Annotated in this window: 11 protein-coding genes; 4 read left to right on the top strand and 7 right to left on the bottom strand. The window is 65.1% G+C overall.

Annotated elements, in window-relative coordinates; translation table 11 throughout:
• Positions 1–169: 169 nt before the first annotated feature.
• On the top strand, positions 170–1,450 hold the full coding sequence (locus ACRVY7_RS14960; RefSeq protein WP_431817629.1) for an MFS transporter: 1,281 nt from the start codon (positions 170–172) through the stop codon (positions 1,448–1,450).
• A 45-nt stretch (positions 1,451–1,495) separates the two neighbouring features.
• Here the strand turns inward: ACRVY7_RS14960 and malQ are convergent, their stop codons facing one another.
• The gene (gene malQ, locus ACRVY7_RS14955) at positions 1,496–3,661 is read right to left on the bottom strand and encodes a 4-alpha-glucanotransferase (RefSeq protein WP_431817628.1); all 2,166 of its coding nucleotides are present in this window, start codon (positions 3,659–3,661) and stop codon (positions 1,496–1,498) included.
• Positions 3,662–3,775: 114 nt separating this feature from the next.
• Here malQ and ACRVY7_RS14950 point away from each other — a divergent pair, with 114 nt between their 5' ends.
• Entirely contained in the window at positions 3,776–4,393 is a 618-nt protein-coding gene (locus ACRVY7_RS14950; RefSeq protein WP_049698955.1) for a cysteine hydrolase family protein, read from the top strand.
• Between the two features lie 35 nt (positions 4,394–4,428).
• On the opposite strand, the gene ACRVY7_RS14945 is transcribed toward ACRVY7_RS14950, so the two are convergent.
• From ACRVY7_RS14945 to ACRVY7_RS14930, 4 genes are all read right to left on the bottom strand, one after another.
• Positions 4,429–5,793: an MFS transporter gene (locus tag ACRVY7_RS14945; protein WP_049698954.1), complete on the bottom strand. Its 1,365-nt coding sequence runs from the start codon at positions 5,791–5,793 to the stop codon at positions 4,429–4,431.
• An 86-nt stretch (positions 5,794–5,879) separates the two neighbouring features.
• Entirely contained in the window at positions 5,880–6,824 is a 945-nt protein-coding gene (locus ACRVY7_RS14940; RefSeq protein ID WP_431817627.1) for an esterase/lipase family protein, read from the bottom strand.
• 295 nt (positions 6,825–7,119) lie between these two features.
• Positions 7,120–8,526 (bottom strand): FAD-binding oxidoreductase, encoded by a 1,407-nt coding sequence (locus tag ACRVY7_RS14935; RefSeq protein WP_431817626.1) that lies wholly within the window; start codon positions 8,524–8,526, stop codon positions 7,120–7,122.
• A 7-nt stretch (positions 8,527–8,533) separates the two neighbouring features.
• Complete coding sequence (locus ACRVY7_RS14930; protein WP_049699066.1) at positions 8,534–9,190, bottom strand: SDR family oxidoreductase; 657 nt, start codon at positions 9,188–9,190, stop codon at positions 8,534–8,536.
• Between the two features lie 261 nt (positions 9,191–9,451).
• Here ACRVY7_RS14930 and ACRVY7_RS14925 point away from each other — a divergent pair, with 261 nt between their 5' ends.
• Together ACRVY7_RS14925 and ACRVY7_RS14920 are read left to right on the top strand one after the other, a co-directional pair.
• A complete protein-coding gene (locus tag ACRVY7_RS14925; RefSeq protein WP_152930056.1) occupies positions 9,452–9,928 on the top strand; it encodes a MarR family winged helix-turn-helix transcriptional regulator in 477 nt (158 codons plus the stop codon).
• Positions 9,929–10,005: 77 nt separating this feature from the next.
• Positions 10,006–11,841: an MFS transporter gene (locus tag ACRVY7_RS14920; protein WP_431817625.1), complete on the top strand. Its 1,836-nt coding sequence runs from the start codon at positions 10,006–10,008 to the stop codon at positions 11,839–11,841.
• A gap of 261 nt (positions 11,842–12,102) precedes the next feature.
• Here ACRVY7_RS14920 and ACRVY7_RS14915 read toward each other — a convergent pair whose 3' ends face one another.
• Together ACRVY7_RS14915 and ACRVY7_RS14910 are read right to left on the bottom strand one after the other, a co-directional pair.
• Positions 12,103–12,393: a hypothetical protein gene (locus tag ACRVY7_RS14915; protein WP_431817624.1), complete on the bottom strand. Its 291-nt coding sequence runs from the start codon at positions 12,391–12,393 to the stop codon at positions 12,103–12,105.
• Positions 12,394–12,474: 81 nt separating this feature from the next.
• Positions 12,475–13,371, bottom strand: a complete 897-nt coding sequence (locus ACRVY7_RS14910) for a hypothetical protein (protein ID WP_431817623.1) — start codon at positions 13,369–13,371, stop codon at positions 12,475–12,477.
• Positions 13,372–13,459 lie beyond the last annotated feature (88 nt).

The raw sequence follows: 13,459 nt of genomic DNA, 5'->3' as shown, positions 1-13,459 counted from the left end.
GGATACGGCGGTGCGGTAGCGGCAGTCGCCCGATCGATCGATAGATGTGTGTCTTACGTAAAGATGTGGGTGCTGCAGCACCCACATCTTTACGTAAGACACACATTCACCAGACACGCACCCAATGCCGCTACGGAATACCGTGGGGTGCTTCGACGCTAGGCCTCGTATGACGCAGACGCCCGGCCCGATGCACTCTCAAGAATCCGCTTCCGCACGGCCTGATTCCGTCGAAACACCTTCTGATTCCGTCGAAACACACTCCGGTGGGGCGCGTTCATTCATAGCGGCCATCGCGGCTTTCGCGGTCGTGATGCTCGGCACCACGCTGCCGACTCCGCTGTACTCGATCTACGCGAAGGACCTCGGCTTCGGCGTCACCACGACGACGGTCATCTTCGCCGTGTATGCGGCCGGCGTGATCGTTGCCCTGATCTGCTTCGGACGCTGGTCGGACATCCTCGGCAGGCGTCCCCTGCTGATCGCCGGCGCGATCCTCTCGGCGATCAGCGCCGTCGTCTTCCTGACCGCGGGCCCGGTGTGGCAGCTCATGATCGGACGTGTGCTCTCCGGCCTGTCGGCGGGCATCTACGCAGGTGCGGCGACCGCAGCGGTCATCGAACTCGCGCCTGCGAGCTGGCGTCACCGTGCGCCCGCACTCGCGACCGCGGCCAACATCGGCGGACTCGGCCTCGGCCCACTCATCGCCGGACTGCTCGCGCAGTACGCCCCGGCGCCGCTGCGCACCGCGTTCATCGTCGACCTCGTCCTGCTTGCGATCGTGTTCGTCGGCATCTGGTTCATGACCGAGCCGGTGACCCGCAAACCGGGAGTTCGTTTGTCGGTTCAGAAGCTGTCGGTGCCACCGGAGACACGCGCGGTCTTCGTACGCGCCGCAATCGCGGCGTTCGCGGGATTCGCGGTGATGGGCACGTTCACCGGCGTGACCCCGTCGTTCGTGTCGCACGTGCTCGGCATCCACTCGCCCGCGCTCGCCGGGGGCCTGGTGTTCCTGCTGTTCGGCGCGTCTGCCGTCGCACAGATCGCCGGTCGCGCGATCCCCACCGAACGCGCACTGATCGCGGGTTGTGCGCTCCTGGTCGTCGGCATGGCCGTTCTAGTTGGCGGACTACTCGCGGCCTCGTTCACATTGCTCGTCATCGGCGCGTTGATCGCCGGTGCGGGACAAGGTCTTTCGTTCAGCAAGGGACTCGCCGCAGTCGTCGCCGCCAGTCCCGCGGACCGTCGGGCCGAGGTGATGTCGACGTTCTTCGTCGTCGCCTACGTCGCCATCTCCATCCCGATCGTCGGCGAAGGTATCGCGGCATCTCACTGGGGACTCAAAACGTCGGGGGTCGTGTTCAACGTGGCCGTCGGCGTGCTCGCGCTCACCGCGCTGGTGTCGACTGCCGTTGCCGTGCGACGCGAGAACGCCCGCGCCTTCGCCTGATGCCCTTCAGGTCAACACCCGCCGCGTGAGGCAGTCAACGGTCGGTCAGTCCTGGAGCAGTGAGCGTCGATCCGCGCCGACGCCCTCCCCCACCAGGGCCGCGACGAGGTCGGCGAACCGACGGCTGCTTGCGAGATCCTCGACGAGCACGACGGTCCCGTCATCGTCGGCGAGCGGGATGCACCAGTTGGGGTACTGATCGCTGTCGGTGCCCGGCTGGTTCTGAATCCGACGCTCCCCGACGGCGTCGACGAGCGCCACTCCGAGCAGCACCGACGGGCTTGCCGCGATGAGCCGATACAGCGCTTCCACCGTCTCCGCGCTCGTCAGCTCGGTGTCGGGGTCGAGCAGCCCGCGTGCGCGAGCGAGGTCGAGGATGGCGTCGCGGTCGCGTGCGTCACGGGCGCGTTCCTCGGACTCGGATGTCTCGAGTAGTCCGAGTTCGGCTCGTAGGTCTATGTGCTCGCCCGCCAGGTAGCCCAACGTCGGTGGCAGATCATGCGTGGTCACCGAGGTGAGACAGAGTTCTCGGTACTCCTCCGGCGGGATCGGCGCATATGGGCCGTGCTCGAACCACAGAATCGACGTCCCGAGGATTCCGCGCTGCGCCAGCGCGGTCTGCACCGTCGGCTCGAAGACTCCGAGATCCTCGCCGATCACCACCGCACCTGCCCGCTGCGCCTCGAGCGCCAGGATGCCGAGCAGCGCGTCGTGGTCGTAGCGGACATAGGTACCGCCTGCGGGACCCATTCCGTCGGGAATCCACCACAGCCTGAAGAGTCCGAGGATGTGGTCGACACGGAGGCCGCCTGCGTGCCGCAGAACCGTCCGCAGCATGTCGCGATAGGGCGCATACCCGGCGGCTGCGAGTCGGCCGGGATGCCACGGCGGCTGATTCCAGCCCTGCCCCTGCTGATTGAAGCCGTCGGGCGGCGCGCCGACGGTCGCACCGGAGGCCAGTACGCCACCGAGCATCCAGGCATCGGCTCCATGGCGGTCGACCCCGACGGCCAGGTCCGTGATGATCCCGATACTCATACCCGACGACGTGGCCGCGTGCTGAGCCGCGGCCAACTGCTCGTCGCAGATCCACTGCAACCACATGTAGAAGTCGACGCGATCGCTGTAGCGTCGGCGTACCCGCTTGAGATATCGGGGATCGGACGTCTTGGCGGGCCAATTCGTCTCGTCATTCCCGAACCGTTCGACGAGGACACACCAGGTGGCGAAACCCTTGAGCCCTTTGCCTTCTCGCTTGCAGAACCGCAGAAACGCGTGCTCGCGACGCTTACTCCGCGGAACGTCGTGGATCAGTTCGAGCACATCGAGTTTCGCCCGGTATGACTTGTTGCGCTTGATTCTCGACGGATCGAGGTCGTCGCCGAAGAATTCTTTCTGCAGTCCCTTGATCCATTTACGTTGCGGTTTCGGCAGGGCGTCGGCCTCGGGGATGTCCTCGACCCTGATGTAGAGGGGATTGACGAAGCGACGTGTTGCGGGCAGGTATGGAGAGGCCTCGACGGGTGGGCGTGGTGCCGCGGCGTGCATCGGATTGACCTGGACGAAGTCGGCGCCGTAGACGCTGCCCGCGACCTCGCACACCTGGGCGAGGTCGGCGAAGTCGCCGACCCCCCACGACGCTGCCGAACGCACCGAATAGAGCTGTAGTGCCAGCCCCCACCGCTGCGCGCCGAGGAGATCGTCTGCGGTCGAGAGCCGACGTGGCGTGACGATCAAGGGTGCGGTCGCGTTGACGTCGCGCGCCGGATTGGCCCCGACGATCTCGTGATAGCCCTGCGGCAGATCCGACGGCAACGCGAACGTCGCGCGCCCGGTGAGCACACCGTCGACGTCCCGCGGCTGAGTCCACACGTCGAGCTGTGTCGGCGCGAGCGTGTCCCCCGATTCCGTTCGGATACAGACCGCGACCGGATCGCCGTGCGGAACGTGCACAGCGAACGTCGCGTCATCTCCCTCGGTGACAACGGTGACCGGAGGCAGGAACGACCGCCACGGAGCCACATCGAGTTCTGCGAGAGACTGCTCGATCTCCGTATCGGTGGCTGCCGCGACGTCGAGCGAGGCGAGCACGGCAACCAGCGTGTCCCGCGAAACCTCGTGATACTCCTGATCCCAACCGGTGTAGCCGATGCTCACTCCGCAGCGCTGTGCGAGCTCGGCCAGCCGGTCACTCACCTGATCGGTCGTCACGTCTGCATCGTCTCACCGATTCGGCGAGCACGCGCGCTCACCGACAACCTTGCGCGACGACGCAGCACGCAGTTGAATTCTTGTGACCCCGATCACTGCACACTGGGAGTACTCATGGCCGACGACACGCTCACCCTCGACCCCGCAACCACCGCATTGGTGCTCATCGAATACCAGAACGAGTTCACCAGCGACGGAGGCGTTTTGCACGACGCCGTCGCCGAGGTCATGGACTCGACGGACATGCTGGCCAACACTGTCACTCTCGTCGACAAGGCCCGTGCCGCCGGGGTGACGATCATGCACGCACCCATCACCTTCGCCCCGGGCTACGGCGAACTGACCCGGCACCCGTACGGAATCCTCAAGGGCGTCGTCGACGGCAACGCCTTCGTGAAGGGCACGTGGGGTGCCGCGATCGTCGACGACCTCGCCCCGACAGAGGGCGACATCCTCATCGAGGGCAAACGCGGACTCGATACCTTCGCGAGCACCAACATCGATTTCATCCTGCGCAGCAAGGGAATCGAGACGATCATCCTCGGCGGATTCCTCACCAACTGCTGCGTCGAGTCGACGATGCGGTCGGGTTACGAGAACGGCTACCGCGTCATCACGCTCACCGACTGCACCGCCGCGACGTCGCAGGCAGAACACGAGAACGCGATCTCGTTCGACTATCCGATGTTCTCGCTGCCCGTCGAGTCGTCGGAGGTTCTCGCGGCGCTGTGACCAGGTCGCACACGTAGGCAGCACCGCCGCGGCGATCAGAAGAACTGGTCGCTGCGGCGGATCAGCGAGGTCGCGACGACGCTGATCAGTCCTGTCAGCACCAGGTAGCCAGCGGCCAGCCACGGCGTGCCACCCGCTGCGCCGAGCAGCGCGGTCAGGATGAGCGGCGTAAGACCCGACGCGTAGATCCCGGAGAACTGATAGACCACCGACAGCCCGGTGTAGCGGACCGGCGTCGGGTACAGGCTCGCGAACAACGTGCCCTGCGCGCCGTAGAACAGGGCGTGCACGACGCCGAACACCGCCACGAGTCCCACCGTGAACCAGACGAGGTCGGCGGTGCCGAAGAGCGCGAACACCGGGTACACCGCCACCGAGTAGGCGATCATGCCCGCCAGATACACACGCTTGGGCCCGAACCGATCGGTGAGTACTCCCGACACCGGCAACAGCACGGCCATCACCAGCGCGGCGATCGTCACCGAGATCAGAACCGAAACCTTGGGCAGGTCGAGTTGTGTTGTCGCATAAGCGATCGCGAAGACACCCCAGGTGTTGAACGCCGACCCCTCACCCCAGCGAGCGAGCAGCCCGAGCACCGTGTTGCGCGTATACGGTCGATGCACCACCTCTTTGAGCGGCGCGGACGACTTCTGGGAGAGTTCGTCGACCTCCTGGAAGGCGGGCGTCTCGTCGACCTTGAGGCGCACCACGAATCCGATGATCACCAACACGATGCTGCCGAGGAAGGCGATGCGCCAGCCGTAGGCGAGGAACGCATCGTCGTCGAAGACCACCTGCAGCAGGGCGAACACCGCCGTGCCCAGTGCGAGTCCGAGCGCCAGACCGATCTGCGGAATCGAACCGAAGAAACCTCGACGCCCCCGCGGACTGTGTTCGACGGCGAGCAGCACCGCACCCGCCCACTCCCCTCCGAGCGCGAACCCCTGTACGACGCGGAGCACCAGGAGCAGGATCGGCGCGACGATGCCGACCTGCGCGGCCGTCGGCAGCACGCCCATCAATGCGGTGGCGAGCCCCATCATCACCATCGTCAGCGCCAGCGTCTTCTTCCGGCCGATCCGGTCGCCGATGTGACCGAATACGACGCCGCCGATCGGGCGCACCACGAATCCGACAGCAAAGGTCGCGAACGTCAGCAACGTGCCGACGAATCCACTCTGGTGCGGGAAGAACACCGTGTTGAAGACCAGACTCGCCGCGGTCGCGTACAGAAAGAAGTCGTACCACTCGACGGTCGTCCCGAGCAGGCTCGCCAGCGCGACCGTCCGCAGCCGCCGTCGCCGTTCGTCGTCTGTCTCGTCTATAGACGGCTCCGTGCTCGCGGCGTTCGTCGATCCGACGAGCCGATCAGATGAGGTCGTGGGAGTCGCAGTCACGGTTGTTCGACGGTACGCACCACTGCGCCGATGTGCCCAGACCAAAAATCACGATGATCCCAACTGGGCACGATCCCGACGAGCCGTCACCGCGCGACGCACACCACGGGTACGTCGGCGCCGAGGCCGCGCAGCGCCAGCGCCTGTGCTCGCGGCGAGTAGGTGAAGTCGGTGTGCTCGGTGTGGTCGCCGGCGCAGCCATTCTGGATAACGATGTTGTCGACCCGTGCACCGGGACCAGGTGTCAGAAACGATGCCGTGTACGGCGTGGAGACCTCGTCGTAGATCGTGGTGAGCACCGTGTAGTCGATTCCCGGCAGAGTGTCACCGCCGCGGTTGAGTCGAGTGATGAACGCCGACCCCACCTGCTGATCGGCACCACCGGGGCCCGACGCCGCGCCGACCTCGGAGCTTATGTCGATGCCCGCCGCCTGCAGATCATTCTCGAGACCGACCAATCCGTCCATCGTCGTACCATGATTCGTCGCGACCATCGTCACCACGTGAGATACCTTGTTGCGCTGCGGATTCGACGCATCCGCACCACCGTGGAATTTCAGGTACCCGCGCGCGATGACACCGCCCTGCGAGTGGCCGACGAGATCGACCTGGCGCGCACCGGTCGCCCGCAGCACCCGATCGACGAACCCACCGAGCTGCGCCGACGACTCGTCGACGTGGCCTGCTCCGTACTCGCCGCCGTGCTGCCGTGCAGGTATTCCGCCACCATCGCGCGCGGACAGGATTCCGAGTTCTGGTGCAAAGACACAGAATCCGTGCCCAGCGAGCATCGGCGCAAAGCCCGCCCAGGTCTGATATGCCGATTCCCAGGTTCCATGCACCAGAACGACGGGACGCGGATGCGCAGCAGATGGCCGGCACGCCCAGTTGTTTGCGCCCGGTGGATTCGCTTCGGGATTCGAGAATCGCGCCGCCGCACGGAAGTTGGACTGCACGGGACCCGTACCAACGGGGTCTGCACCGACGCTCGTCGCCGCATCCGCTGTCGGTGCGAGTATCGCTGCGGCCACGAGCAACGCAGACGCTGCCGTGACGACCGTCGACCCGATACGACGTGAACGAATCGGACAAATACGAAATCTGTTGCGTAACACTGATTCCCCCCGGAATTGACTTATCTCAATCACAAATTCGGGATTGAGCATAAAGGCAATCGGAGGTCGCCGGACCAGCCGTGTGGTCGGTCAGTAGTTGAATACCCAGTGTGTCGACGCTCGCACTGCGTACTCAGATTGTGGCCGCAGATACCAGCGACCCGAAATACCGGGCAATCCGGAAATACCAAGCGATTTGGCGTGCCGATAACTACTCGAAGAGAACTCCAGGGTTGAGCAACCCCGCCGGGTCGAGCGCCGTCTTGATCGCCTTCATCGTGTCGAGGTCGACTGCCGATCGGCCGAGTCCGGTCCACGCAACCTTCGCGCGGCCGATTCCATGTTCGGCGCTGATGCTGCCGCCATGCGCGGAGACAACTCGAAACACCTTGTCAGTCAACGACTCCACCGATTCCTCGGCGACGTCGAGCAGGTTCACATGAATATTGCCGTCGCCCACGTGCCCGAAAAGGATTGGCCGACAATCGTCGTCATCGGCGATCGCGGCGAGCTCGGCGAAGGCTGCAGGCAATGCCCGCAGGGGAACCGAGACGTCGAGCTTGACGACCGGCGTCGTCGTCGACCTCGCAATGGATTCGGTATGGCTTTCACGCACGAGCCACAGATCGCGCGCAGGCCCCGGTTCCACCACCGCATCGACAACGCCCGGCTGACCGTCGAGCACTTGCAGCACAACGTCTTCCGCGTCATGCGGACCCGAGACCTCCAGGAGGACGTAGAACTCGGCGGGGCTCGACACGGGCCGTCGGACTCCGTGGTCGTGCACGAGATCGACACCTGCCTGAGTCATGATCTCCGCAGCCTCTGTGGTCAGCCCGGCGTCGGAGACGGCGTCGATCAACGCGAGCGCCACCGATACGTCGTCGATGGCAGCGACGAATACGACGGTCGCGCCGGTCGTCGGAACCAGGCGGACGAGCACGCGCGTGATGACAGCCAACGTGCCCTCACTCCCCGCGAGCAGACCCGGAACGTCGTATCCCACATTGTCTTTCACGAGACTGCGCCACCGGCGCAGGATCTGTCCATCGGCGCGCACGGCCTCGATCCCGAGTAGCTGACTGCGGGTGTTGCCGTACCGGATCATTCGAGTGCCGCCCGCGTTGGTCGCCACCATTCCACCGAGCGTTGCCGACTCACGCGACGCGAGGTCGACGCCGAACCGGAGACCGGCGCTCGACGCACGCGCGTCGAGCGCCGCGAGTGTCACCCCCGCCTGCACACCGACGCTGCGGCCCACGGTGTCGATCTCGTCGATGTCGGTCATACGTGCGGTGGAGAGCACGATCGCAGGAGTCGACGCATCGGCGGGCGGGATCGACCCGCCGACGAGTCCGGTATTGCCGCCCTGCGGGCAGATGGCGATACCTTCGTCGGCGCACAGCCCGACGACTGCGGCGACCTCGTCAGTGTTGAGGGGCCGAACAACGGCGACGGCGGAGCCGGTCCAGCGACCGGTCCAGTCGGTGAGGTAACCCGCCATCGCGTCGGCGTCGGTGAGGACGTGCGACGACCCGACTATCTCGCCGAGTCTCTCGCTGAGACTGCGCGAGACGTCGGGTCTGCCGCTTGCGGAATCGACGGGATCAGGAGCCACCTCCCGATTATGCGGGCTTGATGGCCTCCGCGATCGGCGTGGAGCCGTCGTTGAATTCGATGAACGTGCCAATGGTCGACGGCTCGGCGATCACGGCGGCCGCAACCTGTGCGACGTTGTCGCGGCTGGTGTGGCCCTTCTTCCAGTCACCCTTGTGCGTGACGTCGATGCGGCCGGTGCCCGGGTCGTTCGTGAGTCCGCTCGGCCCGAGAATGGTCCACTCCAGGTCGGTCTTCTTCAGATACTCGTCGGCCTCAGCCTTCGATTCCGCGTATGCGTAGAACGAATCATCCTCCGGCACACCGTGATCAGGGCCGGCCCCGAAGTAGGAGACCATGATGTATCGGTCGACTCCTGCCGATTTTGCCGCGTCCATCGACCGAATGGCCGCGTCGCGATCGACGGCGTAGGTGCGCTCCGGACTTCCGCCACCAGCACCCGCCGACCACACCACGACGTCCTGGCCGGCCAGGACCGAAGCGAGGCCCGCCGTGTCGAGCTTCTCGACGTCTGCGAGCAGCGGTTCCGCGCCGGTCGCTGAGACGTCGTCGGACTGGGCGTCGTTACGAATGACGGAGGTGACCTTGTCTCCCCCGTCGCTCAGGATCTTGGCCAGTCGCAGTGCGATCTTGCCGTGTCCGCCGATGATGATCACCTGGGTCATGAGAGTCCTCGATTCGTCGGTGAATGTGTCGCCATATCCAACGTACCGACGCCGACGGGTCATCCCCGCCGGAGCGCCGACGCCCTCAGGCGAACACCGTTCGCCGAGTTTACGATTCGATTACTTAGCATCAAGCAACTATATTGATCGTGTCTGGGTCCCTTGACCGACTTCCCGCCATCTGGACTTTCGTAGGCCCCAGAAATCGAGCCCAGTTATCTATTGACCAACCGTTATCGACAAACGAAACCAATCGAGAAGGTGATCACGCTGTCCGACTCGACTTCGCTCGTCTCCACGTCGCTCGACGGGGCGGGCACCAAAGATGTCGCAGTGCTGCATCACCACCTTGTTCGCGTCACCCGCGCACTCCGCACCAGCGGAACCGGCAATCTCAGCGTCGGAACGGCATCGGCGCTCTGGACGATCAACGCCCACGGCCCGCTGCGTATGTCGGCGCTTGCCGAGCGTGAGGCGGTCGCACTGCCGACGGTCTCGCGCCTCGTCGCGAACCTCGAACAACTCGGGTACGTGACCAGGACACCCGATCCCGAAGACGGTCGCGCGCGCCTCCTGGTGGCAACTCCCGAAGGCGCGGATGTGATCACGCACGCCCGTACCAAAAAGGCGCAGTTACTCGGAGCCGCGATGGAGCGACTCGATTCGCAGCAACAAGAGCGCGTCCACGCGGCCATCGAAGATCTCGCCGACGCCCTGGCCGAAGAGATCTCGACCTGACGGGCGCTCAAGTCCCTTCGACTTCTCCGCTACCGAGAAATCTCGACTACCAGCCATGACTTTGCAGAAGGATTCACATGACCACTGCGGTTAACGACGCCGGGTCCGCGCAACCGGCGCAGTCTCCCACTCACGATCCCCACTACAAGTGGATCGCGCTGTCCAATACGACGCTCGGCATGCTGATCGCGACGATCAACTCGTCGATCGTGCTCATCGCGCTCCCCGACATCTTCAAGGGCATCAATCTCAATCCGCTTCTCCCCGAGAACACCAGCTACCTGCTGTGGATGATGATGGGATTCCTCGTCGTCACCGCCGTACTGGTGGTGAGCTTCGGCCGCCTCGGTGACATGTTCGGCCGTGCGCGGATGTACAACATGGGCTTCGCCATCTTCACCGTCTCGTCGATCCTGTTGGCGATCACCTGGTTCGACGGAAGCGAGGCGGCCATCTGGCTGATCTTCTGGCGCATCATCCAGGGAGTCGGAGGCGCGTTCCTGATGGCCAACTCGTCGGCCATCCTCACCGACGCCTTCCCGCCGAACCAGCGAGGTCTGGCGATGGGCATAAACGGTGTCGCCGCTATCGCGGGCTCGTTCCTCGGCCTTCTGGTCGGTGGTCTGCTCGCGCCGATCCAGTGGCACTACATCTTTCTGGTCTCGGTGCCCTTCGGCGTCGTCGGAACCATCTGGGCGTACCTGAAGCTGCGCGACACCGGCGTTCGCAAGCACTCGAAGATGGACTGGTGGGGCAACGTAACCTTCGCCGTCGGTCTGGTCGCGATCCTCATCGCCATCACCTACGGCATCCAGCCTTATGGCGGCTCCAACATGGGATGGGGCAACCCCTGGGTCCTCACGGGGCTCATCGGTGGCGCGCTCGTCCTGGCGATCTTCGTGCTGATCGAAACCAAGGTCGCGAGCCCGCTCTTCGAGCTTTCGCTGTTCAGGAACCGTTCCTTCGCCTTCGGCAACCTCGCCAACCTGATGGCGTCGATCGGTCGTGGTGGTCTGCAGTTCCTGCTCATCATCTGGCTGCAGGGAATCTGGTTGCCGCAGCACGGCTACGACTACAGCCGAACCCCACTGTGGGCTGGTATCTACATGGTTCCGATGACCATCGGCTTCCTCCTCAGCGCACCGGTGTCGGGCGCGCTCAGCGACAAGCTGGGCACCAAGTGGTTCACCACTCTCGGCATGCTCATCACGGCAGGCACCTTCGCCGCACTGATCGCGATCCCGGTCGACTTCGACTACTGGGTGTTCGCGTTGATCCTGCTGATCAACGGTGTCGGCATGGGCTTGTTCGCCTCGCCCAACCGCGCGGAGGTCATGAACAGCCTCCCGATCACGTCTCGTGGTTCGGGCGCGGGCATGATGACGACGTTCCAGAACGCCGCGATGGTGTTGTCGATCGGCCTGTTCTTCTCGTTGATGATCGCGGGCCTGAGCCAGCACCTGCCGTCGGCCATGTACAGCGGGCTCACGTCCAACGGCATGCCGTCCGACGCTGCCAACGGGATCGCACACCTACCGACCGTCGGCATTCTGTTCGCGGCATTCCTCGGCTACAACCCGATCAAGGAGGTGGGCGGACAGGCACTGCAGGGATTGCCGCAGGCCAGCGTCGATCACCTCACGGGGCTCGACTTCTTCCCGCACCTGATCAGCGATCCGTTCTCCGACGGCCTCACCGCGGCGTTCACCTTCGCCATGATCTGCTGCGTGATCGGCGCGATCGCGTCGCTGTTCACCGGCAGCAAGAAGTTGAAGGTCGAGACGGTCGACGGCACGGCCGCGGAGTCGCATCAGCCTGCCGAATCACTCGGTGAGGAGCTCGCCGCCGTCGCGGCCGACGCGAGCGAGATGCCCGGCGAGCTGGTGACTCCCGACTCGTCGCGACGTTCCTGACGCCGCGCCCCGCCCGCAGGGCGAGGCATACCCGCCGGTCGAGTTTGCCCCGCTGATCGAGCTTGTCGAGACCCCCCCGGGGCGGCCTGGCTCGGTAGATGTGTGTCGTTTGTGAAGATGTGGGTGCTGCAGCACCCACATCTTTACGTTCGACACACATTTGGGCAGGAGCGGCCCCACTCCGCTGGTCGAGCTTCCCGCCGGTCGAGCTTCCCCGCCGGGTCGAGCCCGATCCGCTGGTCGAGATTGTCGAGACCACCCTCAGTCGTGGAACTCGTTCCTCGGGAGCCGTGCACGGGCGTCGGCCGACCAGCGTGCCGCGCGGACCCGCAGGTTCCAGCGAGCAGGCGGCACGGTGAACTCCATCCACCGGCCGTCGCCGAGCCAGAGTGCCCAGAGGTCTTCGTCGGGAAAGTCGCCCATCCGCACGTAGATCCGTTCACCCGCTGCGGTCGCGGTCAGCCACCCCTGGTCGGTCGGGTCGTCGATGAAGTCTGCCTTCGCGGCGAGTACCGATTCCAAGTCGACGACGCGGTCGGCGCGACTCACCATTGCTCTCCCCCTTGTTGATTCACGCTCGGTTTATCCACGCTCGGCGCCCCCGCGCCGCCTCGATATCCGACTCTCGGGTCGTCAGTCGTCGAGCCCCACGCTGCTCACCGCGCCCACGACCTCACGGCAGAATTCGCGGCCCTCGCGCAGCGGGACGATGCCGGTCGTGTGGACCAGGTAGGCAACGTTCCCGCGGGCAAAGACCTCGTATCGCAGCGCGCAGAACCTACGCTCCCCGAGATCGAGGTACGTCCCGGTCTGCAGCGATGCGCCCTCCGTCCGAAAGCCTCGAGGAGTGGTGACGACGTCGTCTTCGTCCCAATCCGGCAGGGCGCGGGCTTCGACGGGCGCGTGGTCGAGCAACGCACCGAGGTCGGTGTGATGGTCGACGATGAACCGGGTGAGCACGATCGCGATGGTGCCTTCGCAGCCGTTTCCCGCGACGAAGAGCCGCAGACACCCCGGCGACTGAGCAGACTCCCAGGCGTCGTCGAGGTCGATGGTGATCTCGCCGGGCACCGACATCGGATCGGTGACCCGCCGCGCGGAGACCGCCATGCGGGTGAGTCGGTCGAGGATCGGGACCGGCGCATCGGCTGCCGACCGTGCGGACTCCGCTGACCGACGCCGCCGTGTCGCAGCAGTGCTGCGCGGCGCGTTCGCGGCGTGTCCGCCCAGTCGAGTCGACGTCGCGCCGGGCCGATCGCGACGAGTCATCCGGGTGAAGAACTCGCCCGTTCGCGTGTCGAATTCACCCGTGCAGGCGCCGAAGTCGGCCGGGTCGGCAACCCCCGTCGAGTCGTCTACGCGCTCGGCAGGGGCCGCAACCTCATACGGATCCGCGGCCTGCACGGCCTCCGGTGTGTGGATCGGTTCGGTGAGCGCGGCCTGCTCGCTCAACCCGGCGGGGTCGGGCGTATCCGGGTCGGTCTGCACGAGGAGCCGGGTCACCGGTACGGCATCGCTGTCAACGGACACCGGACAATGGTACGCACGTAACAATCCCGGTGACCATCTCACGCGAGAGTTGGACGCCCCACACTGGTATGAATCCGCTGAAATGAAT

This window comes from Gordonia jacobaea (assembly GCF_965344965.1).
In the GTDB taxonomy this organism is placed as follows: Bacteria; Actinomycetota; Actinomycetes; order Mycobacteriales; family Mycobacteriaceae; genus Gordonia; species Gordonia jacobaea.
The sequence above is the reverse complement of the archived record's forward strand: the minus strand, read 5'-3'. Positions and strand labels throughout refer to the sequence as shown.